This is a genomic window from Paenibacillus ihumii, from assembly GCF_001403875.1.
In the GTDB taxonomy this organism is placed as follows: Bacteria; Bacillota; Bacilli; order Paenibacillales; family Paenibacillaceae; genus Fontibacillus; species Fontibacillus ihumii.
Map to the genome: position 1 here is coordinate 12,016 of NZ_LN884296.1, position 21,713 is coordinate 33,728.

The following is a 21,713-nucleotide window of genomic DNA, read 5'->3' on the forward strand; positions in this document are numbered from 1 at the left end:
TTCCCAAAACAGTCAACCTATTTATGGTAGAGTTCAGTTAATTTACTAAATTAAAGACATAAATGTATGAATGCCATTTAAAAATCGCTTTAATACCGGGCTTTTAATGATTCGACACCATTACGACACCTAATACGACATGGTTAGACAAAATTCGACAAAACTTGTCGAGTCGATCGACCGGTCCCAAGACGTTAAATTCTTTTAGTTTCAAAAAAATTGAAAACAAGGAGAATTAAACATGCATAATCTTCGCGAAGAAAAGGTGTTCAAAGATCCTGTACATAATTATATTCATGTGCAGGATGAATTGATCTGGTTGCTTATTAATACGAAGGAATTTCAGCGGCTTCGCCGGATCCGTCAGCTCGGCACTTCTTATTTAACCTTCCATGGCGCGGAGCATAGCCGATTCTCTCATTCTTTAGGAGTATATGAGATCACGCGGCGAATCATTTCTCAGTTTGAAAGAAATAATTATCCGGATTGGCCGAAGGATGAGCGTCTTGTCGCTCTCTGCGCGGCACTTTTGCATGATTTGGGCCATGGCCCCTTCTCCCATTCTATTGAACAAGCCTTCGATATGAACCATGAGGATTGGACCTGCCGCATATTGCTCGGCGACACGGAGGTAGGACATGTCTTGAAGCAGATGGGCGAGGATTTCCCGGCCAAGGTTGCTTCGGTTATACAGAAGGATTACCCGAATGAAATTGTCGTTAATCTGGTCACCAGCCCGCTGGATGCGGATCGGATGGATTATCTGCTGAGGGATGCCTATTTTACCGGCGTCAATTACGGAACGATTGATATGGACCGGATATTGCGGATGCTGCGGCCACATCAGGGGCGGATCGTCGTTAAGGAGACGGGCATGCACGCGGTGGAGGATTATTTGATGTCCCGCTATCAAATGTACTGGCAGGTTTATTTCCATCCGGTTACGCGAAGCTCCGAGATCATTTTGCGGCAAATTTTTCACCGGGTTAAAGAGCTGCATGCGCACGGGTATGCTTTTTCATTCCTGCCTAGCCCGCTACCGGACTTGTTTAACGCCAATTTGACGGTTCAGCAATATTTGCTATTAGATGAAGCACTGATTCAAACTGCCTTTATGCAGTGGAAGGATGAGGAAGATACGCTGCTGGCTGATCTTTGTACCCGTTTTATGGATCGCAAATTGTACAAATATGTTGAACTGGAATCGCTTGATTTGGAGAAAATAACGGAAATACGCGAAGAATTCCGAAAATTAGGCTTACATCCGGAATATGATCTGGTCATTGATTTTCCGACGGACTTGCCTTATGATGTGTCTCGTCCTGACGAAGAGCTTCGCGGGAAGCAGATTCTGCTTCTGGACAAGCAGGAGCGCCTGGTGGAAATTTCGGAGGTTTCCGACATTGTCCGCTCAATTAGCGGCATGCAGCGGGGAAAATATTATTTGTACTTTCCGGATAATAAATTACAGGCGGTCTGGCCTGGTTTTCAGGAGGATTTGGCTCGGTTTTTTGGCCGGGAGAGTTAAGTTAGGAGGGATATCGCCATGTTGGTGGATACGCATACGCATTTGGATGCAGAGCAGTTTGCTGAGGATCAGAAGGAAACGATTTCCCGTGCGGTTGAACAAGGAGTTACGCGCATGATTAATATCGGCTTTAACCGGGAGACCATTCCAACGACAATGAAGCTGGCCGAGAGCTATGATTTCATTTATGCCGCCGTCGGCTGGCATCCTCAGGATGCCATCACGATGAAGGAAGAGGATTTGGACTGGATTGCTGAATTATGCCGTCATGAAAAAGTCGTCGCCATTGGGGAGATCGGCTTGGATTATTACTGGGACACGTCGCCGAAGGATGTGCAGCATGCCGTGTTCCGCAAGCAGATCGGTCTGGCCCGGGAGCTTGGCATGCCGATCGTCATTCATAATCGTGATGCTCATGAGGACACAGTTCGCATTCTTCGGGAAGAGAAGGCCCATGAGGTCGGCGGAGTGATGCACTCGTTCTCAGGGAGCTGGGAAACTGCGAAATTATGCCTGAATATGGGGTTTCACTTGTCCTTCGGCGGGCCGATCACCTTCAAGAATGCGAAGCAGCCCAAAGAAGTACTGAAGCAGACGCCAATCGACCGGTTATTGCTGGAGACAGATTCCCCTTATTTGACGCCGCACCCATATCGTGGAAAAAGAAATGAGTCCGCATATGTTCGTTTGGTGGCCGAAGCAGCTGCTGAATTAAAAGGGTTGTCCTTCCAAGAAATTGCAGAAATCACAACCCGAAATGCAATGGAACGATTTTCCATCCGGTGAAATCGGGAGGAAAAGGGGTAAAAAAGAGAGATTTCAGGAAAGATTAATGCATTTTAATTTAAAACAGCGAGTCTATTACATTTTTTTAACCTTTTTCTTAAGAAAACGTTCTTGATTCGTCCTTTACAACATGCATCGAAACAGGATAGAATCTTTTCAGTGATCGATTTGGCCGAGTTGGGAGCATCACGGCCGGCCATCGAATCATGTTCCATGAACCAGTCTCGCTGAATCTCCGCACAGGGGAACGGGGGAACCGGATACGGTCTTGATGAACTGATCTTCATACAGTCAACGAAGACATCTGCCGTATTTGATTTCTTTTTGCAGGATCTGGGGTGAATTCGAGGTCATTGCGCCATGAGCGAATGAACTGAGAAAGGGCGGCTCTCTTCGTCCGAACCCGACAGCTAACCTCGTAAGCGTGTCAAGAGAGGCAACTTCGTGCATCCTATTACACCAAGACCTACAGGAAGCCACGAAAGAGTTGCTCTAACTCTTTCTTCCGGCTTCTTTTGTTTTGAATAATTGTGATAGGGTCATCATACTGTTCTATAACAGGAGGTGACAAATGCCGACCAGACTGGGGCAGGATGCGGGATGCGGATTTCTAGCATTTCGTAAAAAACGGAAATAGTCACGTCAATATTCATCATGCATTTGACCTAAGGCGGGACTATGAAGGAGGACGGAAAGTGGGCATTTTCCAGAAAGAAGAGACCCATGAATCACGCTCATCCAGTATGTCTAACGCATTACGATGGAAGCATGAGAATCTACGTCAGATATCGGTTGTCACGTTGTTAACTTTCGCAGCCATCATCATCATTCTGATTTGGCTGAATGGCAGCAGCAAAAGCATTTATTTGGTAGTGGACGGGAAGATCCAGGAGATCGAGACCCGCAAATCTTTAGTGAATCAAGTACTGGATGAACATTCCATCGTGCTGAGCCAAGGCGATACGATATCGCGGCCGCTTGAGAGCTCTCTCAAGGCAGGGGACCGGATCGTCATCGTAAGGGCGGTTCCGGTGCAGGTAAGCGTAGATGGTCAGACGAAGTCGCATTTAACGACTCAATCCAGTGTGCAGGGGATTATGAATGAGCTTGGCATCAAGGTGAACCCGGATGATAAAGTGACTCCGGAATTAGACAGCAAGGTAACCTCCGATCTCAAAATCAAGGTAGTGCGCGTATCCAAGCAAACGGTTCAGAAGAAGGAGACCGTACCATTTGGCATCGTCAAAACCTCGGATCCTAATCTGGAGAAGGGGCAGACGAAGGTGCTGCAGCAGGGCAGCGAGGGAGTAGTTATCCATCACGTTGAGAAAGTGTATGAAGACGGAAATTTCGTATCCAAGCGTTGGCTGAGCAAAGAGGTCGAGACGAAGGCTCAGGACAAAGTGATCGCTGTCGGTACGAAGCCCAAGCCGGAGGCTGTGCTTGCCGCTAATATTACCCGCACTGCGGATAAAGTGGATATCAGCGGAACGACAACCAAAGGCGGCGTCTCATTTAAATATAAAAAAGTGCTCAAAAACGTCACATTAACCGCATATTCCGCCGAAGAGGACGGTATCGGCACGAAGACGGCTTCCGGGACTCGCGTCACGGAGGGCAGAACGATTGCCGTAGACAAGAACGTCGTTCCTATGGGTTGGTGGGTATACATCGAAGGCATTGGGTTCCGCAGAGCCGAAGATACGGGTGGCGCTATTAAGGGCAATAAAATGGACATTTATTTCGACAGCCTGAAATCGGCGAAGAACTTCGGCCGCAAGAAGGGCCGTACGGTATATGTCATTGGTCCGAACAAACCGGAATTGAACTAAATCCTGTTTTACATTGTAAAGCGAATAAGATACTATAAATAAATGAAAAAGGTATGGAAAGAAGAGGAGAAGTCCTCTTCTTTTTGCGTATGAGGAAGAGGGTTAACTTCTCATGATCAAAGAGGTCATTGTCGTGGAAGGGCGGGACGATACCGTCGCCGTCAAACGGGCCGTAGAGGCCGATACGATCGAAACCGGAGGCTCGGCCGTCAATGAGGCTGTACTGCGCAAAATCGCACTGGCTCAGGAGCGGCGGGGCGTTATTATCTTGACTGATCCCGATCATGCCGGCGAGCGAATCCGCAAAATCGTCGCGAGCCGGGTGCCGGGCTGCAAGCATGCCTTTATTCGTGAGGCGGATGCAACGCGGCGCGGGGATATCGGCGTAGAGAATGCTTCCCCCGAAGCGATCCGGGAAGCGCTGGCACGCGTACGAACCGAGGCAGAGGCTTCAGGCGCTGATGATCGGCTCATCGATTGGGAAGACTTAATAGACGCCGGCCTGATCATTCACCCTTCAGCCGCTGCCAGAAGGCGCGTGATCGGTGAATTGCTTGGCATCGGCTATTGCAACGGCAAGCAGCTCTATAAGCGGCTCACCGTGTTTCGGATTAGCCGGGAGGAGTTTGCGGCTGCGCTGGCTCAATTGGAGGATAAAGGAGTATAGAGTGGCATGAGCAGAGAAGATATATCGACGCCGCGGCGAACGAAGGAAATTATTCAGCGGCATGGATTCTCGTTTAAGAAAAGCCTCGGTCAGAATTTTCTGATCGATCAGAATATATTAGCCAAGATTATCGAAGCAGCTGGACTGGACAAGTCCAAGGGAGCACTGGAGATTGGTCCGGGCATCGGTGCGCTGACGGAGAAGCTGGCACAGCAGGCAGGCAAGGTGACGGCCGTGGAGATCGACCAGAGGCTTCTTCCGATTCTGGAGGAGGTTCTGGAGCCTTATCCGCATGTCGAGGTCGTACATGGCGATGTGCTTAAGCTTAATTTACGCGAGCTGTTTGAACGGCAGTTCGCAGACGTGTCCGGTGTCAGCGTCGTAGCGAATTTGCCTTATTACGTGACTACGCCGATTTTGATGAAGCTGCTGGAGGAAGGTCTGCCGCTGGAGCATATCGTCGTGATGATCCAGAAAGAGGTTGCAGAGCGCATGGCAGCTTCCCCTGGCGGTAAGGAGTATGGCAGCCTCAGCATTGCCGTGCAGTATTACAGCGAGCCGGAGCTTGTCTGCATCGTGCCGCATACGGTGTTTATTCCTCAGCCGAATGTAGAGTCCGCAGTCATCCGTTTAAGTGTGCGAAAGGAGCCGCCTGTCTCGGTAGAGGATGAGGACTTCTTCTTCGATGTCGTGCATGCATCCTTTGTCCAAAGAAGGAAAACGATTGCCAATAATCTGAAGAGCCGCTTCTTTCCGAAGGAGGGCCGCGAGCGGTTGGAGCAGCTCCTTGCTGAGGCGGGCATAGAGCCGAGCCGCCGGGCTGAGACGCTGTCTCTCCAGGAATATGCTGTGCTCAGCAACGTGTTTTTTTCGGCCGGCCTGAAGCCTTAAATAAATGCTTTTGGCTGTAACCAATCCCCGCTTTCGCCCATACCTTAGGGTAGAGGTGATTCATTTGACGAATTTGGGAGACTTGGTCGTCCGGAAATCGTACGGCGGGGACGTCACTTTCCGGGTAGAGAGCATACAGCGCAATGAAGCCATGATTAAGGGGACGGAATTCCGGCTGCTGGCGGATGCCCCTTTGCATGATCTCGTTAAGGTTGACCCTGCTTCGCCAACGGAGAAGGCAAAGAGAGCACGAATTAAGGCCACGGAATCGCTAAAGCGGCTGCACCGCGACAGGCAGGAGCAAACCGAGCGCAATCAGGCCAGTCTAAGTCAATTGTGGTACACGCAGAACGAACCGTCCTACTTCGAGGTTCCGGGCAAGGTCCTGCATCTGGACGGAGATGAGCGTTATCTGAAGAAGAGTCTTGATTTATACGAGAAGCTCCGGGTTCCAGCCCACGGCTATTATGTAAACGAATCGCAGATGGCGGCGGCTTTGTACCGCCTCCTTCCGAGCATTCGTCCGGATATTGTCGTTATCACAGGACATGATGGCGTGCTTAAGAACCGGCCGCAAGCGGATCTCTACAATTTGACGAGCTATAAGAACTCCAGCCATTTTGTGGAGGCCGTTCAGGCAGCCAGGCAGTACGAATGGAATTTCGATGCGCTGACCATTATTGCCGGGGCATGCCAGTCCCATTATGAGGCTTTGCTGCAGGCTGGCGCGAATTTCGCCAGCTCGCCCTCCCGCGTGCTTATACACGCGCTTGATCCGGTCTATATTGCGGCGAAGGTCTCTTTTACCTCGATTCGGGATACCATTAACATGATCGACATACTAAACAATACGATCAGCGGCACACAGGGCGTAGGCGGAATTGAGACACGGGGCAGCTATCGGATCGGCTTGCCGAAGTTCAAGGATTTATCGACCCTGAAGGTAGTGCCGTCCATGTAAGGCTGCTGCGATGGTATATCCTTTTTTGAAATAGGCACCGTAAGGTGCTTTTTTATTTTTAGGGAGGGTCAAAAACAGCCGAAAAATGCCAAATTTCCTGTTTTTTATTCGAATAAGCTGGAAATCAAAAAGATGTCGAAAAAAAATCGTTGACAACACTTTTTTATGACTGATATAATTATTTATTTCAGTTTGACATGGTGATCCCTTTCGTGTATAATGGACAAAGAAAGAAGGTGGTCACAGGCAATGGCTAAAAATACGCTGTCGGAAATTAAGCATAGTCTCGACGCTTACGTAGGACAGAAAATTATGCTGCGTGCAAACGGTGGTCGCCGTAAGACCGTCGAACGTACCGGCGTATTGGAAGAGACATATCCATCTGTCTTTATCGTGAAACTGGATGAAGAGCAACAGACCTTCAAGAGAGTGTCTTACAGTTATGCCGATATACTTACCGAATCCGTTGAAGTGATGATTTGTGACGACAATAACGACAACGAGATGCGGATTACGTATATTAAATAGTGAGCATCATGATGAGTTCGTAGACGGCTTCCGCAATTATGCGGGGCCGTTTTTTTTGACCCGTTCCGGGATTTCCATGGAAGGTATTTCGCCGTATGAAGGACTGTGAACGGTACATACTATCGAATGTTCCTACATCCATCATTCCGTAAGGAGGGACAAGCCATGGGGCGAAGACGGCGCAGTATAATGTCGGAAGAGCTGAAGGTGGAGCTTGCCAAGGATCTGGGGTTCTATGACACCGTCCAGCAGGAAGGCTGGGGAGGAATTAAAGCGAAGGATGCCGGCAATATGGTGAAAAGGGCGATCGAGCTGGCAGAGCGTGCGGCGGCGCGGCAATAATCAACAAGGGCTTTCCTTATCCGGGAAGGCCCTTTGTTTGTTAACATATGCAGAATATAGGCGTACACCTGGCATAGATTTGACGTCTGCAATAGACGCAGGCCGCAGTTAATTTTATAATATGGTAAACGTTATTGCTTCGATAACAATGAGAAATGATTCCATGGACATGCTGAGGGTGGTGTACGCCTTGAAGATTTACGAGAAAGCTCCGGCAAAAATCAATTTGATGCTGGACGTATTGCATAAACGACCGGACGGCTACCATGAGGTTGAGATGATCATGACCATGGTGGATTTGGCTGATCGGCTGGAAATGGAGGCTCTCTCGCGGGACACAATCATTATTTCGAGTCAGGCCGGTTATATTCCGCTGGATGAGAAGAACCTGGCTTTCCAGGCAGCTAAGCTGATCAAAGAGCGGTATAACGTCCGCAGCGGCGTATACATTCATTTGGATAAACATATTCCGGTTGCCGCAGGCCTCGCTGGAGGCAGCAGTGATGCGGCAGCCACGCTTCGCGGCTTGAATCGGCTATGGGATCTGAAGATCCCGGTAGAGGAACTGAAGCAGCTAGGCGCTGAATTAGGCTCAGATGTCCCCTTCTGCATTACGGGCGGGACAGCGCTTGCTACAGGGCGCGGAGAGCAGCTGACCCCTCTTCCCAACCCGCCGCAGTGCTGGGTCGTACTAGCGAAGCTGCCCATTAACGTATCGACGGCAGAGATTTACGGACGCTTCCGCAGTGACCAAGTCATGGCACACCCTTCGGCGGATCGCATGCGGCAGGCAATTGAACGCTCGTCTTTTTCAGAGGTATGCGGGGAACTGGGCAATGTACTGGAAGAAGTGACCTTGAAGCTCTACCCTGAGGTATCGCACCTGAAGGAAACGATGCTGAAGCTCGGGGCTGACGGCGTGCTGATGTCCGGAAGCGGACCTACCGTTTTTGGCCTGATTTCCAAGGAATCCAAGGTACCCCGGATTTATAACGGGCTGCGTGGATTTTGTAAAGAGGTCTACGCTGTTCGCCTGCTTACTTAGGAAGACTTGAATAAAGACGTACAAACGTGTAATATTTTCATTAAAATATTCGGATTTAGAGGGGTACTTCGTGAAAAAATTAAAAAGAAGCGCTCGATTGGTGGAAATGACGCGATTTCTATTGTCACGTCCCCATCATTTGATACCGCTGACCACTTTTGCACAACGTTACGGAGCAGCCAAATCCTCAATCAGCGAGGACCTGGCGATCATCAAGGAAGTATTTGAAAGCGAGGGCACGGGGGAACTGCATACCCTGGCCGGGGCTGCCGGAGGGGTTAAATATATCCCTAAGGTAAGCCAAGAGTACGCTCTTGCCTTTATCAGCCAGCTATGCGAGAAGCTGTCGCAGCCGGATCGCATTTTGCCGGGCGGTTATTTGTATATGTCTGATTTATTAGGTCAACCTGCACTGATGAATGAGGCTGGCAAGCTGTTCGCGACTATTTTTGCCGACCGCGAGATCGACTGCATTATGACCGTGGAGACCAAAGGCATTCCGCTGGCCTATGCCACAGGGGCTGAGCTAAATTTACCAGTCGTGCTCGTGAGGCGGGACCATCAGGTTACGGAAGGCTCAGCCGTTAGCATCAATTATGTATCCGGTTCTCACAAAAGCCTGCATACGATGACCCTGTCTCGCCGCGCGCTCAAAGAGAAATCAAGGGTTCTCATCATGGACGATTTCATGAAGGCCGGGGGGACGATCCAGGGGATGGTGGACCTGCTGGCCGAGTTCGATGCGAAGGTAGCTGGCGTAGGCGTGCTGGTAGAATCCGGCGAAATCGAGTCAGAGCAGAGATTACTCCAGGACTATGCTTCCTTGGCCAAGCTTACCGTGGTGGATGCCAAAGGGAAGGAGCTCAAAGTCGAGCCTGGCAATTATTTTTCCATTTAAAAATGGGCTGCTGTCTTTGTCGATTTATCAAAAATAGGCAGTATTCCCAACGAATCATGTCGAAAATCTCATGATTTCAAAAAAATTCCTGAATTTAGGGTATTTTGTTCCATAAAAAAGGAGGATTTCCGTTGGCTATGTGGAATATTACACCAAGTCCCTGATGGAAAAAGGTGGTGAACACATATGCAAATTACGGATGTAAGGCTCCGCCGAGTCAGCTCGGAAGGAAGAATGAAGGCAATTGCGTCCATTACCATCGATAACGAGTTTGTTGTTCATGACATTCGCGTCATCGACGGAAACAATGGAATGTTTGTAGCAATGCCTAGCAAGCGCACACCGGACGGGGAGTTCCGGGATATCGCGCATCCAATTTCTTCCGGCACACGTGAGAAGATTCAAGCTGCAGTATTGGCTGAATACGAACGTGCTGCTGAACAAGAAGAAGTTATCGAAGAAGGGGCTTAAGTACTGGTTTTTGTCTAACCAATTGGGGTTCGAAGAAAAGGGAGCCATGATACATGGCTCTCTTTTCTTTTTGCCTTAAATAAGATATATTCAGTAATGAGTTCAAGAGAAGGAGGCCGGGCCTTGAAAAGATTAGCGATTATACTTGCTGCAGGACAAGGGAAGCGCATGAAGTCCAAGCTCTACAAAGTGCTTCATCCCGTTTGCGGCAAACCGATGGTCGGACATGTTCTCGACACGGTAAAGCAAATCAATTGTGAGCGAAGTATTGTGGTGGTAGGCCACGGTGCAGATGCAGTACAGTCTTATCTCGGAACGTCGGCAGAATATGTGCTGCAGGAGCAGCAGCTGGGCACGGGTCATGCTGTAAGACAAGCAGAACCGCTGCTCAAGGATGAAGAAGGCATTACCATCGTCATCTGCGGAGATACCCCGCTCGTGAAGCCAGAGACATTGGAGGAGCTTATCGCTTTGCATACGAAGAGCGGAGCAGCGGCTACCGTGCTGTCGGCATGGACTGAGCACCCGCAGGGGTATGGCCGGATTATCCGGGGGGAGAATGGTTCTGTTGTGCGGATCGTAGAACAGAAGGATTGTTCTCCGGAAGAAGATGCGATCAAGGAATTCAACACAGGAACTTATTGTTTTGATAATGCGAAGCTGTTTGCCGCTCTCGGCAAGGTAACGAATAACAATGCCCAGCAGGAGTACTATCTGACGGATGTCATCGGCATTCTCGTGAATTCCGGTGAGATTGTTGAAGGCTATATGACGGAGGATTATGCCGAATCAATCGGAGTTAACGACCGTCTGGCCCTTTCCGAAGCAGAGCAGTTTATGAGGGATAGAATCAACCGGAAGCATATGCTGAACGGCGTGACCATTATCGATCCTAAATCGACGTATATCGGAGCGGATGTTCAAATCGGGCCGGACACCGTCCTGCACCCGGGGACATCGATATCGGGTAATACGGTCATCGGCGAGGACTGCGTGATCGGTCCAGGAGCCGATATCAATAATTGTCAGATCCACAATGGCGCAAAGGTAAAGCATTCGGTACTCATGGATGCCGAAGTAGGCAGCGAGTCTGCCGTTGGACCTTTCGCTTATTTGCGTCCAGGCGCAAAGCTTGGAGCCCAGGTCAAAATCGGGGATTTCGTAGAGATCAAGAACGCTTCGATCGACGAAGGCTCCAAGGTATCGCATTTGAGCTACATTGGAGACGCCAAGGTCGGCAAAAACGTAAATATCGGCTGCGGTGCGATAACCGTCAATTATGATGGTTATAATAAGTCTATTACCGAAATCGAGGATGATGCGTTCGTAGGCAGCAATGTCAATCTGATCGCTCCGGTGAAGGTCGGCAAGGGCGCTTATGTCGTTGCAGGCTCAACCATTACGCATTCCGTTCCGGATAATGACCTGGCCATCGCCAGAAACCGGCAGGAGAACAAGGCGGGATATGCCGAGAAGCTTCGCGCCCGGGCAAAGGCCAAGCGCGATAGAGAGAAGCAATCCTGACTACCGTTCACAAAAGTGAACAACGTCTATTAGTAATGTCATAGCAAGATAGTGTAATATATAAGTATGTGTTCATGAAGCATGAGCCGAGGAATCTGGATTGACAGCAGTTACGGCATGACAGCATGCCGCAATGGATTGAACGCAGTAACCATTTTAATGACCAGATCGATTTTAACTATCGATAACAGCACGGAGGGTTTTTATTTTATGACTTATTGTGATTCCAAATTGAAGATATTCACCTGTAACTCTAATCCCAAATTGGCGCATCAAATTGCGGATTATATCGGTATTCCGATGGGAGACTCGGAAACGACAAGCTTCAGCGATGGAGAGATTCAGGTGAAGCTGTCCGAGAGCGTTCGCGGTTGCCACGTCTATATCGTGCAATCCACATGCGCACCGGTCAACGATAATTTGATGGAGCTCCTCGTTATGGTGGATGCCTTGAAGCGGGCCTCAGCCAAGAGCATTAACGTGGTTATTCCGTATTACGGCTATGCGCGCCAGGATCGGAAGGCCCGCTCCCGCGACCCAATCACGGCGAAGCTTGTCGCCAATTTGATCGAGAAAGCCGGGGCCCATCGTGTAATTACAATGGATCTGCATGCTATGCAGATTCAGGGCTTCTTCGATATTCCGGTTGATCACATGCTGGGCGTGCCGATTCTAGCCCAATATTTCCGTTCGAAGCAAATTCCGAATCCGGTCGTCGTCTCTCCAGACCACGGCGGAGTGGTGCGCGCCCGGAAATTGGCGGATTTCCTGAATGCGCCGCTCGCAATTATCGACAAGCGCCGTCCCGAGCCAAATGTCAGTGAAGTGATGAACATCATCGGTAATATTGAGGGCAAGACCGCTATCCTCGTAGATGACATCATCGATACGGCCGGTACGATCGTTCTTGGCGCCAACGCCTTGAAAGAGGGCGGCGTTGAAGAGGTATACGCTTGCTGTACGCATCCTGTGCTGTCTGGTCCGGCGATGGAACGTCTGGAGAACTCTCCGCTGAAGGAAGTTGTGGTTACTGATACGATTCCAATTACGCATCCGAATCCAACGAGCAAGCTTAAAGTGTTGTCGGTCGCTCCGCTGATGGGAGAAGCGATTATTCGCGTCCATGAGGAGCTCTCCATCAGCAAACTGTTCGAAATCGAATAAGATTCCTTGTTATTCGGGGGTTACATCTTCCCAGATGGAAGATGTAACCCTTATCGGCGTATTTACGTTAATATAATAGCGAATCTCCGTAGGGAGAGCGTGTCCCAGCAAGAAGCCACGCATAAGGCACGAAGTAGTCACGAAGAAAAGCGAATCCCGCCGGGAGAGCGTGTCCCAGCAAGAAGCCACGCATAAGGCACGAAGCAATCACGAAGTAAAGCGAATCCCGCAGGAAGAGCGCCTCCTAGCAGGAAGCCACGCACAAGGCACGAAGTAATCACGAAGTAAAGCGAATCCCGCAGGGAGAGCGTCTCCCAGCAGGGAGTCAAGCACAAGGCACGAAGTAATCACGAAGAAAAGCGAATCCCGCAGGGAGAGCGTCTCCTAGCAGGGAGTCACGCGCAAGGCACGAAGCAATCACGAAGAAAAGCGAATCCCGCAGAGAGAGCGTCTCCCAGCAGGAAGTTACGCATAAGGCACGAAGCAGTCACGAAGAAAAGCGAATCCCGCAGGGAGAGCGTCTCCTAGCAGGGAGTCACGCGCAAGGCACGAAGTTACAGTCACCTCCCTCTGCAGGAGCAGGGACGTAGAGCGGGCCCGTCAGGGCGGCAAGCGGCTCAGAGCACAATGCAGCCCGGGAGCACCTAACCTGCCCCCATTCCGCAGCATGTTTTCCAGGTTGCCCGGGTGAGCCCAAAGTAAGACGTACCCGAAGGGGGAAAAGCGTTCCACGCACCAAAAGCAGAGCGCATCCCCGAAGGGGACAGCGGGCAGGAGCACCTCTTCACCTCCTACGTTACTCCAGTTTGCGGGAGTCCCGAGGGCTGCAAGCCCTGGGGGCCCTCCCTTACGGTAAGGGAGGGTTTGGGAGGGTTGAGACCCACCGAAAGGAGTACAGTACAATCATGAAATGGATCGTAGGCCTCGGCAATCCGGGAGCCCAGTATGAGAAAACAAGACATAATATCGGCTTCATGGCGTTGGACGAGCTGGCCAAGAGGCATGGCATCGATATCCGCCAAAGCAAATGCAAGGCCCTCGTCGGGGACGGCTTAATCGGCGGGAAGAAGGTCGCGCTCATTAAACCGATGACCTACATGAATTTATCCGGAGAAGCGGTTCGGGCCTTCATGGATTATTATAAAGTCAGCTTGGAGGACATGATCGTCGTATACGATGACCTGGATACGGAAATTGGCAGGAACCGGCTTCGTTACCAAGGAAGCGCCGGCGGCCATAACGGGATTAAGTCGATTATTCAGCATACGGGAACGCAAACGTTCAACCGGATTCGCATGGGGATCTCCAGGCCGGAGCCGGGGTATGCGATCGTCGATTATGTTCTGTCTCCTTTTGCCAAGAAGGAGAAGCCTTTGCTCGACAATTCGATTCAAGAGGCATGCGATGCACTGGAGTTCAGCCTGGATCATACCTTTGAGCAGACGATGGCTAAATTTAATCGTTGATCAACAGAGTTAATCCAGAATATATATCTATTTTGCACTGAAGCGGAACATTCAGTAGATCTTAAGACGGAATGGGAGTAATCGTACGGCTAAATGACCATGATCCGGGACATACTGAAGGTATAATGATGTTTCAGGAGGCATATAGATGGCAGTAAATTACGTATGCAGACATTGCCGCACCCAAATTGGCCGGATTGAAGCCACTGACGTATCCGAAGCGCAGCTCGGCTTCCATTTCTTGACCCCCGATGAGCGGAGAGATATAATAGCGTATGATTCGAGCGGCGATACGACGGTACGCGTTACTTGCGATTATTGCGCAGAGGCGCTATCGAATCATCCGGAGCTGACACTGCTTAACAGCCCGCTGCAATGACCAGGCGGAACAAACAGCGCAGGTACACATCGATGGAGATTGAATAGAGCCTTGGCACGGTTGCTGAGGCTCCTTTTTGCTTCGAGTCCCCAGGCGGGGGCGCGACAGACATAGATTTTGAGTAAGTATTTTAAGAGAGGTGCCTCATTTGCTACAAGCACTTATACAAGCTTTTTCGAAAGACTCGGATTTTGCGTCAGCCGTGGCAGGCGTAAATTCGGGAATGAAGGAACAACTGATTTCCGGCTTGTCCGGATCGTCTAAACAAATTATGCTGGCTTCGATGTACAAGGAAACCGGGCGTCCGCTCCTTGTCGTCACCCATAACATGTTTGCTGCCCAGAAAATCGCAGAGGATTTACAGGAAGCGCTATCGTCCGAGGAGGTGCTGCTGTATCCGGCCAACGAGCTCGTTGCAGCGGAATCGGCGGTCTCCAGCCCTGAGACGCTGGCGCAGCGAATTGAGGTACTGCTGAAATGCTCCCAGGGATTCCGGGGGATTGTAGTGGTGCCTTATTCCGGCATTCGCAGATTCATCCCTTCTCCGGAGACGATGGCAGCCGCACATTTAGACATTTCTCTCGGCGGTACGCTCCAATTGGATCATTTTTTGAATAAAATGGTCGAGCTGGGTTATGAACGGGTAGAAAGGGTGGAATCCCGTGGAGAGATGAGCATCCGTGGAGGAATTATCGACTTCTATCCGCTTACGGCGGAGCTGGCTTATCGGATTGAGCTGTTCGATGATGAGGTGGACTCCATTCGTACCTTTGATCCGGCGGATCAGCGCTCTATCGATCAGGTGAAGCATGTATCGGTTCCTCCATGCAAGGAGCTTATTGCCACCAGTGAGCGTCTATCCAATGCAGCCCAGGCCGTGTCGGAACGGCTGGAGCAGCAGCTGGAGAAAATGACCGACCGTCAGGCCAAGCAGAGATTGAAAGAGGAAATTTCCAGAGAAATCGAACTGCTGCGTGAACAGGTTTATTTTCCTGAGATTTATAAGTATATCTCTCTCATATATCCGGAGAACAAAACGCTGTATGACTTCATGGAAGACGATACGCTGCTGATTCTGGACGAGCCGGCCCGGCTGCTGGAGACGGCTAAGCAGCTGGAGCGGGATGAAGCGGAGTGGCATCTGCATCTGTTCCAGAATGGCAAAAGCCTGCCTGATCTGCCGCTTGCCATGGAGGTGGACCAGGTTCTTTACCGCCGTCCGTTCCAAACGCTGTTCCTGTCGTTGTTCCTAAGACAGGTGCCTCACGTGCAGCCGCAGAATATCATCAACTTCGTGAGCCGGGCGATGCAGGACTTTCATGGTCAAATGAACGTGCTCAAAGCAGAGATGGACCGATGGAAGAAGAGCGGAGCGAATGTGATCATGCTGGCTAACGGCGAGGATCGCATCGAGCGGATGCGGCGGGTGCTGCTCGATTATGGCATTGATGAGCCTACCTTACTGCAAGGCAACCTGCAGTCGGGGTTCGAGCTGCCTTCGGTGCATCTGGTCGTGATTACGGAAGGGGAAATGTTCTCCAAGAAGCAGCGCAAGGCGCGTAAAGTCACGAAAAGCATGGATAATGCCGAGCGAATCAAAAGCTATACCGAGCTGAAGGTTGGCGATTACGTCGTTCACCAGAATCACGGGATCGGGAAATATCTCGGCATCGGAACGCTGGAGGTCGGCGGCATCCATAAGGACTACATGCATATTATGTACGCGGGCGGCGATAAATTGTCCGTGCCGATCGAGCAGATCGATTTAATCCAGAAATACGTAGGCTCCGAGGACAAAGAGCCTAAAGTATATAAGCTGGGCGGAAATGAATGGACGAGAGTCAAGAACAAGGTCCGCTCCTCGGTACAGGATATCGCTGACGATCTTATCAAGCTATATGCCGATCGCCAGGCATCTCCGGGTTACAAATTCGAGAAGGATACTCCCGAACAACAGGAGTTCGAAGCGATGTTCCCGTACGAGGAGACGCGCGATCAGGTTAGGGCCATCGAGGAGATCAAGAAGGATATGGAGCAGCCGCGTCCCATGGACCGGCTATTATGCGGCGACGTCGGCTACGGCAAGACGGAGGTCGCCATTCGGGCTGCTTTCAAGTGCGCCATAGAGGGCAAGCAGGTTGCTGTATTGGTGCCTACGACGATATTGGCTCAGCAGCATTATGAGACCTTTCGCGAAAGATTCTCGGGTTATCCGATCAACATACAGACCTTAAGCCGTTTCCGCAGCCGTAAGGAGCAGAACGAGACGATCAAGGGTGTTCGGCAGGGGACGGTGGATATCGTGATCGGCACACATCGTCTCCTGTCCCAGGATGTGATATTCAAGGATTTGGGACTGCTTATTGTCGATGAGGAGCAGCGTTTTGGCGTTACCCATAAGGAGAAGCTCAAGAAGCTGAAGACGAATGTCGACGTCTTGACGCTAACGGCAACGCCGATTCCCAGAACGCTGCATATGTCCATGCTCGGCGTTCGGGATTTATCAGTTATCGAGACGCCTCCGGAGAACCGCTTCCCTGTTCAGACGTACGTTGTGGAGCATAGCCAGGCACTTGTACGCGAGGCTATTGAGCGGGAGCTGGCGAGGGGTGGCCAAATCTATTACTTGTACAACCGCGTTCAAGGCATTCAGGAGATGGCCGCACAGATATCGATGCTTGTTCCGGAGGCTAGAGTAGGCGTAGGCCACGGCCAAATGTCGGAGCAGGAGCTGGAGAAAACCATCCTGGACTTCCTCGATGGCGAATACGACGTTCTGGTCAGCACGAGCATTATTGAGACCGGGGTGGACATCCCGAATGTAAACACACTCATCGTTCATGATGCCGATAAAATGGGACTGTCTCAGCTCTATCAATTACGCGGAAGGGTTGGCCGCTCGAACCGGATCGCGTACGCTTACTTCACTTATCAGCGAGACAAGTCTTTGACGGAGGTCGCGGAGAAGCGCTTGCAATCGATTAAGGAGTTTACGGAGCTTGGCTCCGGGTTCAAAATCGCCATGAGAGACCTGTCCATACGCGGGGCAGGGAACCTGCTAGGCGCCGAGCAGCACGGATTTATCGCCTCCGTAGGCTTTGACCTGTACTCCCAAATGCTGGCTGAGGAAATTCAGAAGCGCAAGGTGGAGATGCTGGGCGAGGCTGCGCCTGAGGAGAAGACCTGGAATACGACGATCGACCTTGGCATCGATGCGTATTTACCGTCTGATTATATTTATGATAGTATTCAAAAGATCGAGATTTATAAAAAAACAGCATCAGCTGCCTCGTTTGAAGACGTTGCCGAGCTGGAGGACGAGCTTCTTGACCGGTTTGGCGAATTGCCGGAGGCGGTAGAAAATCTGTTGTCCGTAGCACGGGTTAAGCTGTATGGCAGAATCTACAGCATAGAGTCCATCACTCGCCGGGGCGACGAGGTTATTTTGAAGTTCCTCGAGGGCCGCGAGAAGGACATTATTCCGGCGAAGCTTGCGGAAGTTGGAAATCTGTTCGGAAGGCGTGTACAATTTAATCAGGGTTCGGGAATGCTGATCCGAATCAAAACCAAGGAATTGGACGATAAAGCATTGATGGGTTTGTTGGAGCAATTCCTTGAGGCCCTGAAGGTTTCGTTCAAATTGAAAGGGGAACTACAAGATGTCTCGAAGTAAAGCACGTTCCTGGAGAACGCTTGTTATCGCCATGGTTGCGGTATTGACGGTTTCCATGCTGGCCGCATGCGGCAAGAAGGATGACAACAAGAATAAGGAAGCAGCAAATAACGGCAGTTCAGGTAAAGTGGTCGCTACCTATGAAGGCGGCGAGATCACCGAGAAGGAATTCGATCTGGAACTGCGCATCATGAAGACACTTCAGCCACAGATGGCGCAACTGTTGGAATTGGACGATTTCCGGGAGTTCTTGGTTAAGCAGGCCATCACCTATGAATATTTGTCCGGCAAAGCGGACGATGCAGCGAAGAAGGAAGGCAAGAAGACAGCGGAGGATCAGCTGAAGGCGATCAAGACGCAAATGGGCGACGAGGCGTTCAAGCAAATGCTGGATACCCAGCAGATCACCGAAGATGATTTGAAGAATTACATGATCCGCATTTTCACGGTAGTCACTAGCCAGACAGCCGGAGTTACGGAGGAAGACATCAAGACGGAATTCGAGGCGACGAAGGATGATTACACAACCGCATCCGTTCGCCATATTCTTATCGGACTAACCGATAGAGAAGGCAATGAACGCAGCAAGGAAGACGCCCTGAAGCTGGCGAAGGAAGTTAAGGCCAAGCTGGATAAAGGCGAGGATTTCGTCAAGCTGGTTAAGGAATACTCCAATGACGGGCAGCAAAATATCGACAACGGCGGATTGTATAAAGATGCCTTAGTTACGCAATGGGTGCCTCAGTTCCAAGAGAAAGCGCGGACTCTCAAGATCAACGAAATCAGTGATCCTGTCGAGACGGATTACGGCTACCATATCATGCGGGTTGAATCGCGTACGGAAAAGGAATACGGAGATTTAACCGAAGAGGAAAAAGATATGATCAAGAACTTGATCGGATCGAATAAGCTCGACGAGTTCATGGAGAAGGATTTGGACAAGATCATCAAGAAGATCGACCTGCCTAAGGTGGAGAACAACACAGAAACGGACAGCGGAGCGGAGGCACCATCGGCAAGCGAAGGCAACGCTGGCACAGAACCAGAAGGAACAAGCAAGGAGTCTGGCAGCAACAGCGGAAATGCCGGAGCGGCTAACAGCGAGAAAACCGGCGGGAATGCGACCAGTACGAAGTAAGGAAATTCAAGTTTTCTGTTTTTTTAGAGGAAAGCCATATGCTTTTTCTAATTCTCCTTTTCAAGGCGGCAGCGCGAAGTGAATCGCGCTGCTTTCTTTTCCCAATTGGGAATTCAAGCTGATTTTAAGTACAAATCGAATGAATAAGGTATTGGAAAGGGATGAATACTATGGTCAGAATCACAGAAGCCGAGATCCCTTTATCATATACACAAATCGCCAGCAAACTTGCTTGAAGCAAGGGAATGCAAGCCGTCTGCGCTATCGCGGACTTTTGGAATTACACACCGAGGGGTAAGGAATATTCATCAGACAGTAGTCAAAACTTCTTAAGAAAGCGGGGCAACATGTGATATGAAAGCTACTGGAATTGTACGACGTATCGATGATCTTGGACGGGTGGTTATCCCTAAGGAAATCCGCCGCACTTTGCGGATTCGCGAAGGGGACCCGCTCGAAATTTTCGTGGATCGCGACGGTGAAGTGATTTTGAAAAAGTATTCCCCGATTGGCGAATTAGGCGATTTCGCCAAGGAATACGCCGAGTCCTTGTATGAGAGCACGGGCCATATTACGCTTATTTCTGACCGGGATACACTTATCGCGGTGGCGGGAGCCTCCAAGAAGGAGTATCTGGACAAGCAGATCAGCTCGCTGCTGGAAAGCAGCATGGATGGGCGTAAAATCTTGCTTGAGACAAACACGGGAAGTTATGAAATTAATAAGGATCATCCTGAGAATATTTCCTCCTTTGTTATCGCTCCGATTATATCGGGCGGCGATCCGATCGGTACCGTGGTATTGATGAACAAGGATGAATCCGTAAAGATGTCGGAGCTTGAATCGAAAATGGCAGAGACGGCCGCAGGCTTTCTCGGCAAGCAAATGGAGCAGTAATTTTTGTCCTGAAAGCTGATCATCTCCCGCTGCTGCAAACGGTAATACGCCGTTATGACAGGCGGGAGTTTGTTTGTTTAGGTTTGTTGAATTAACTAAAATGTGGAAGTTATTCCGCGTGCTGTACGGGCCCATGCACGGGAGCTTGTCGGTATTCCGCTGCCCTCAGCTTTAACGGAGATCGGAATCGTCTTATAATGGTACCTGATGCACATTTCGAATATAAAGTAGGGTGCTTATGAAAGACGATACAACCGGATCCCGTTCATCCAAGCTGCTGAAGGGGGCTGCTGTCCTGGCCTTGGCCGCCATAGTAACCAAGCTGCTGGGTACGCTGCAGAAAATTCCGCTGCAAAATATCGGAGGGGACGGGGTATTCGGCATTTACAATACCGTCTATCCGTTTTACATGATGATTGTTACGCTGGCTACGGCTGGATTCCCGGCAGCGGTCTCCAAATTCATTGCCGAACAGGATGTGCTGGGAACGGAGGCTGGCAAGCGGTCCGTTCTTCGGATGGCCAGCCTAGTCATGGGGCTGCTCGGGATTACAGGCTTTGCCCTGCTGTATTTCGGGGCTCCGCTTCTGTCACGGGCGATCGGCAGCAGCCAGCTGATCCCGGCGCTGCGAAGTGCCGCGCCTGCGCTGCTGTTTATTCCGCTAAGCGCTGCTTTCCGCGGTTATTTCCAAGGGCTGCAGGACATGGTGCCGACGGCGGTTTCCCAGGTCACTGAGCAGGCGGTCCGCGTGACGGTGATGATCGTCCTGCTCCTCTATTGGACGGGGCTCGGCGCTGCGGATGATGTCATTGCCGGCGGAGCTTTTGCCGGATCGGCTGCAGGTGGCGCGGCGGGACTGCTCGTTATGCTGATCTATTGGCGCCGCGGCTTCGTCCAGCGATCGGCAGCATCTAGCCGAAAGAATGAAGATAAGAAAGAGCCTGGGCAGATGGAGAATGCTTACTGGGAAAAAGGAACGAAGCTGCTTGCGCCGATGCTGGCTTATGCGGTTCCCGTTAGTCTTGCCGCGCTTGCCATTCCGCTGATCAGCCTGGTCGACACCTTTACGCTGCCGAGGCTGCTGCAAGGCCGGGGAGCGGACGAGCTGCAAGCGATGGTAGAGGTTGGCGTCTACAATCGGGGCGTTCCGCTCGTTCAGCTGGTGACAATGCTGGCTTCTTCCCTGTCGGTATTGTTCATTCCGGCGCTGACGGAGCTTCGTATGAAGAACGACCGGGAGGGGATGCGGCGGCAGATGATGCTGGCGCTGCGCTGGTTCTGGCTGATCGGCCTTGCCGCATCCGCAGGTCTAGCTCTGCTGGCGCGGCCGATCAATGTGATGCTGTACGAGGACGCCACGGGCAGTGCGACGCTCGCATGGATCGCTTGGACGGCGGCGCCCGGCGCGCTCGTTACCGTAACCGCGGCCCTGCTGCAGGGGCTCGGTGTGCATCAGCTACAGACCTAGACTGGACAACAGACCAGATACGGACAGCGGCGAGTACGCACGAGACGCTAGCCGT

The 21,713-nt window shown here is 50.9% G+C and carries 19 protein-coding genes and 1 riboswitch; all 19 genes read left to right on the forward strand.

Annotated features, from left to right (window positions below; genetic code table 11):
* Positions 1 to 241: 241 nt before the first annotated feature.
* The 19 genes from BN2762_RS01980 to BN2762_RS02075 all read left to right on the forward strand — a co-directional run bounded on the left by BN2762_RS01980 (position 242) and on the right by BN2762_RS02075 (position 21,658).
* Positions 242 to 1,528 carry an HD domain-containing protein gene (locus tag BN2762_RS01980; protein WP_055105377.1) on the forward strand — a complete coding sequence of 429 codons (1,287 nt, stop codon included), beginning with the start codon at positions 242 to 244 and terminating at the stop codon, positions 1,526 to 1,528.
* An 18-nt stretch (positions 1,529 to 1,546) separates the two neighbouring features.
* Positions 1,547 to 2,314, forward strand: a complete 768-nt coding sequence (locus BN2762_RS01985; protein ID WP_055105378.1) for a TatD family hydrolase — start codon at positions 1,547 to 1,549, stop codon at positions 2,312 to 2,314.
* Between the two features lie 215 nt (positions 2,315 to 2,529).
* Positions 2,530 to 2,755, forward strand: a riboswitch (cyclic di-AMP (ydaO/yuaA leader).
* A 254-nt stretch (positions 2,756 to 3,009) separates the two neighbouring features.
* The gene (locus BN2762_RS01990; protein WP_055105379.1) at positions 3,010 to 4,146 is read left to right on the forward strand and encodes a 3D domain-containing protein; all 1,137 of its coding nucleotides are present in this window, start codon (positions 3,010 to 3,012) and stop codon (positions 4,144 to 4,146) included.
* Between the two features lie 112 nt (positions 4,147 to 4,258).
* Positions 4,259 to 4,813, forward strand: a complete 555-nt coding sequence (gene rnmV, locus BN2762_RS01995) for a ribonuclease M5 (protein ID WP_055105380.1) — start codon at positions 4,259 to 4,261, stop codon at positions 4,811 to 4,813.
* A 6-nt stretch (positions 4,814 to 4,819) separates the two neighbouring features.
* Positions 4,820 to 5,704 (forward strand): 16S rRNA (adenine(1518)-N(6)/adenine(1519)-N(6))-dimethyltransferase RsmA, encoded by an 885-nt coding sequence (gene rsmA, locus BN2762_RS02000; RefSeq protein ID WP_055105381.1) that lies wholly within the window; start codon positions 4,820 to 4,822, stop codon positions 5,702 to 5,704.
* Positions 5,705 to 5,768: 64 nt separating this feature from the next.
* Positions 5,769 to 6,665 carry a sporulation peptidase YabG gene (yabG, locus tag BN2762_RS02005; RefSeq protein WP_055105382.1) on the forward strand — a complete coding sequence of 299 codons (897 nt, stop codon included), beginning with the start codon at positions 5,769 to 5,771 and terminating at the stop codon, positions 6,663 to 6,665.
* Between the two features lie 249 nt (positions 6,666 to 6,914).
* Positions 6,915 to 7,193: a biofilm formation stimulator Veg gene (veg, locus tag BN2762_RS02010; protein WP_055105383.1), complete on the forward strand. Its 279-nt coding sequence runs from the start codon at positions 6,915 to 6,917 to the stop codon at positions 7,191 to 7,193.
* A 165-nt stretch (positions 7,194 to 7,358) separates the two neighbouring features.
* Positions 7,359 to 7,535 (forward strand): small, acid-soluble spore protein, alpha/beta type, encoded by a 177-nt coding sequence (locus BN2762_RS02015; RefSeq protein ID WP_055105384.1) that lies wholly within the window; start codon positions 7,359 to 7,361, stop codon positions 7,533 to 7,535.
* A gap of 190 nt (positions 7,536 to 7,725) precedes the next feature.
* Entirely contained in the window at positions 7,726 to 8,580 is an 855-nt protein-coding gene (ispE, locus tag BN2762_RS02020; protein ID WP_055105513.1) for a 4-(cytidine 5'-diphospho)-2-C-methyl-D-erythritol kinase, read from the forward strand.
* Positions 8,581 to 8,650: 70 nt separating this feature from the next.
* Positions 8,651 to 9,478: a pur operon repressor gene (purR, locus tag BN2762_RS02025; protein WP_055105385.1), complete on the forward strand. Its 828-nt coding sequence runs from the start codon at positions 8,651 to 8,653 to the stop codon at positions 9,476 to 9,478.
* 186 nt (positions 9,479 to 9,664) lie between these two features.
* Positions 9,665 to 9,949, forward strand: a complete 285-nt coding sequence (gene spoVG, locus BN2762_RS02030; protein ID WP_055105386.1) for a septation regulator SpoVG — start codon at positions 9,665 to 9,667, stop codon at positions 9,947 to 9,949.
* 123 nt (positions 9,950 to 10,072) lie between these two features.
* A complete protein-coding gene (gene glmU / locus BN2762_RS02035; protein ID WP_055105387.1) occupies positions 10,073 to 11,473 on the forward strand; it encodes a bifunctional UDP-N-acetylglucosamine diphosphorylase/glucosamine-1-phosphate N-acetyltransferase GlmU in 1,401 nt (466 codons plus the stop codon).
* A 210-nt stretch (positions 11,474 to 11,683) separates the two neighbouring features.
* Entirely contained in the window at positions 11,684 to 12,637 is a 954-nt protein-coding gene (locus BN2762_RS02040) for a ribose-phosphate diphosphokinase (protein WP_055105514.1), read from the forward strand.
* A gap of 905 nt (positions 12,638 to 13,542) precedes the next feature.
* On the forward strand, positions 13,543 to 14,103 hold the full coding sequence (gene pth / locus BN2762_RS02050) for an aminoacyl-tRNA hydrolase (RefSeq protein ID WP_055105389.1): 561 nt from the start codon (positions 13,543 to 13,545) through the stop codon (positions 14,101 to 14,103).
* 148 nt (positions 14,104 to 14,251) lie between these two features.
* Positions 14,252 to 14,482: an anti-sigma-F factor Fin gene (locus BN2762_RS02055; protein WP_055105390.1), complete on the forward strand. Its 231-nt coding sequence runs from the start codon at positions 14,252 to 14,254 to the stop codon at positions 14,480 to 14,482.
* A 148-nt stretch (positions 14,483 to 14,630) separates the two neighbouring features.
* Positions 14,631 to 18,155: a transcription-repair coupling factor gene (gene mfd, locus BN2762_RS02060; protein ID WP_055105391.1), complete on the forward strand. Its 3,525-nt coding sequence runs from the start codon at positions 14,631 to 14,633 to the stop codon at positions 18,153 to 18,155.
* Complete coding sequence (locus BN2762_RS02065) at positions 18,142 to 19,293, forward strand: peptidylprolyl isomerase (protein ID WP_055105392.1); 1,152 nt, start codon at positions 18,142 to 18,144, stop codon at positions 19,291 to 19,293. Before mfd ends, BN2762_RS02065 begins: the two co-directional genes overlap by 14 nt.
* A gap of 354 nt (positions 19,294 to 19,647) precedes the next feature.
* On the forward strand, positions 19,648 to 20,190 hold the full coding sequence (gene spoVT, locus BN2762_RS02070; protein WP_055105393.1) for a stage V sporulation protein T: 543 nt from the start codon (positions 19,648 to 19,650) through the stop codon (positions 20,188 to 20,190).
* A 238-nt stretch (positions 20,191 to 20,428) separates the two neighbouring features.
* Complete coding sequence (locus BN2762_RS02075) at positions 20,429 to 21,658, forward strand: polysaccharide biosynthesis protein (protein WP_230202404.1); 1,230 nt, start codon at positions 20,429 to 20,431, stop codon at positions 21,656 to 21,658.
* The last annotated feature ends 55 nt before the right edge of the window (positions 21,659 to 21,713 follow it).

Bases quoted from the DNA above. Each gene is read 5' to 3' on its own strand.
- BN2762_RS01980 (WP_055105377.1), top strand. From the start codon at position 242: ATGCATAATCTTCGCGAAGAAAAGGTGTTCAAAGATCCTGTACATAAT.
- BN2762_RS01985 (WP_055105378.1), top strand. From the start codon at position 1,547: ATGTTGGTGGATACGCATACGCATTTGGATGCAGAGCAGTTTGCTGAG.
- rnmV (WP_055105380.1), top strand. From the start codon at position 4,259: ATGATCAAAGAGGTCATTGTCGTGGAAGGGCGGGACGATACCGTCGCC.
- rsmA (WP_055105381.1), top strand. From the start codon at position 4,820: ATGAGCAGAGAAGATATATCGACGCCGCGGCGAACGAAGGAAATTATT.
- veg (WP_055105383.1), top strand. From the start codon at position 6,915: ATGGCTAAAAATACGCTGTCGGAAATTAAGCATAGTCTCGACGCTTAC.
- BN2762_RS02015 (WP_055105384.1), top strand. From the start codon at position 7,359: ATGGGGCGAAGACGGCGCAGTATAATGTCGGAAGAGCTGAAGGTGGAG.
- spoVG (WP_055105386.1), top strand. From the start codon at position 9,665: ATGCAAATTACGGATGTAAGGCTCCGCCGAGTCAGCTCGGAAGGAAGA.
- BN2762_RS02040 (WP_055105514.1), top strand. From the start codon at position 11,684: ATGACTTATTGTGATTCCAAATTGAAGATATTCACCTGTAACTCTAAT.
- pth (WP_055105389.1), top strand. From the start codon at position 13,543: ATGAAATGGATCGTAGGCCTCGGCAATCCGGGAGCCCAGTATGAGAAA.
- BN2762_RS02055 (WP_055105390.1), top strand. From the start codon at position 14,252: ATGGCAGTAAATTACGTATGCAGACATTGCCGCACCCAAATTGGCCGG.
- BN2762_RS02065 (WP_055105392.1), top strand. From the start codon at position 18,142: ATGTCTCGAAGTAAAGCACGTTCCTGGAGAACGCTTGTTATCGCCATG.
- spoVT (WP_055105393.1), top strand. From the start codon at position 19,648: ATGAAAGCTACTGGAATTGTACGACGTATCGATGATCTTGGACGGGTG.
- BN2762_RS02075 (WP_230202404.1), top strand. From the start codon at position 20,429: ATGAAAGACGATACAACCGGATCCCGTTCATCCAAGCTGCTGAAGGGG.